The following is a 1,615-nucleotide window of genomic DNA, read 5'->3' as shown; positions in this document are numbered from 1 at the left end:
AAGCTTGTCAAAATTCCTTAGCAGGAGTTTTAATGAAAATTAAATTGAGGAAAAGGATTGAACCAATGAGCTTGAAATACAATCTGTCAGATTTACCAACTGGAAGTGAATCAAGGCAGAGCCATGTAGAATTTATTCGAGTAAACCTAGAATTAATGCTAGCCGTAGCATGGAATGGCTACGAAAGTGAAGGAAGAGGAGCAATCGTCATTGACGTAAGCCTATCCAAAGCATCACAAATTGGCATAAATCCCTATCAACGTTGGCTAAACTCGGAGAGCTATGGTAGCTATCTGAGTCTCGCCACTGTCAAGAGAATAGCTACAGAATCAGGCTATCCAAATCCCTTTCAAGGAGAAGAAAAGAGGCAAATCAACGAATATAAGCCAGAAAAGCAAGTAGTAGTATGTTTCATCCGTTCCGATGGCGGATTTAGCTCCTATGTAATCGCCCATCCATTTCTAACCGCAAAACAAGCTTACGAAGCCAATAAATCAAGGCTGCAAGACGAGTTTGCCGTGGATTCACCCACCTAAAACTTGCAACGATTCTAACCACCCAAAAGCCTCCTGATTTCAATCGGGAGGCTACTTTTTTATGGAAATAAATTAGCGATTAGCTTTTAGCTTTTAGCTTTTAGCTTTTAGCCAATCAACATTCAATAAAACCAACCAATAACCAAAAGCCAACAGCTAACAGCTAACAGCTAACAGCTAACAGCTAACAGCTAACAGCCAAAATTTAAAACAATGAATACAACAGCAATGATTGCTACGCAGCAAGCCTTGATCGACAAAGGAGCCGAGTACTTAGGAGACTTGATTGCATGGTCAATTTGTGCCGAAACTCGACTGAGTGAACAAACACTGAAGCAAGCAGCCCAACAAGTCAACCTAGACTTTGGCTATTTGCCTGAAAGTCCCAACAAACTGAGCGCATTCAAACATGCCCGTTCCAAAACTCAACCCCAACTCACCAGTCACGATCTGTTAATTCGTCAAATCTCGAATAATGGCGTACTGGTTTATGGATTTGTCCTAGAGAACAAGAACGAAAAAGACAAAAAGCTCCGCTATAGCCAACTCGCATCCTATAGTTTTGACAAAAGCAACGAGTCAATCAATTGGAAACAAGAAGACTGGAGTAGCGAATATGAATCACTGATTACAATTGCCAAAGCCACCTTTGACAAATGGTATGCATGGAGTCAAGAGATCACCAGCAAAGAAATCCGCGCCATGCTGACTGAATTTGTCAAAAAGTCTGGAGTTCCATTTCGAGAAAAAGGCGGCACATACTTTGTCGCCCGTCGGTTTAGGACAGAACTGAAAGCCTTTCGGGAATTGCTACCCCTAATCCATAGGGAGAACTATATGCGCTGGATGCCGATCGCAGGAATCGGCGACATGGACATCATCGCGAGGCAATCCCTAGAAAAAGAAGTACAGGCCATGTCAGGCTACCTAGACGACCTGCTAGATCCGCAGAAAGCATCAGAAACCAAAGGCAGCACCCTGCAAAACCAACTACGAGTATATCGGGAAGTAGAAGACAAAACCAAGATGCTCTCAGAGCTATTACAATTCCGCTCTGACACTCTGACCGATAAACTTGC

2 protein-coding genes are annotated in these 1,615 nt (G+C 42.8%); both read left to right on the top strand.

Going from position 1 to position 1,615, the window contains the following annotated elements; genetic code table 11:
* A partial coding sequence (locus tag VB775_RS26230; protein ID WP_323217174.1) for a hypothetical protein occupies window positions 1-536 on the top strand: 536 nt, incomplete at its 5' end.
* Window positions 537-749: 213 nt separating this feature from the next.
* Window positions 750-1,615: DUF6744 family protein (locus tag VB775_RS26225; RefSeq protein ID WP_323217172.1), on the top strand; the 866-nt coding region annotated here is incomplete at its 3' end.

The organism is Pseudanabaena sp. CCNP1317, assembly GCF_034931345.1.
Taxonomy (GTDB): Bacteria; Cyanobacteriota; Cyanobacteriia; order Pseudanabaenales; family Pseudanabaenaceae; genus Pseudanabaena; species Pseudanabaena galeata.
Note: the sequence above shows the minus strand (reverse complement) of the source record. Positions and strands in the feature narration are given on the sequence as shown.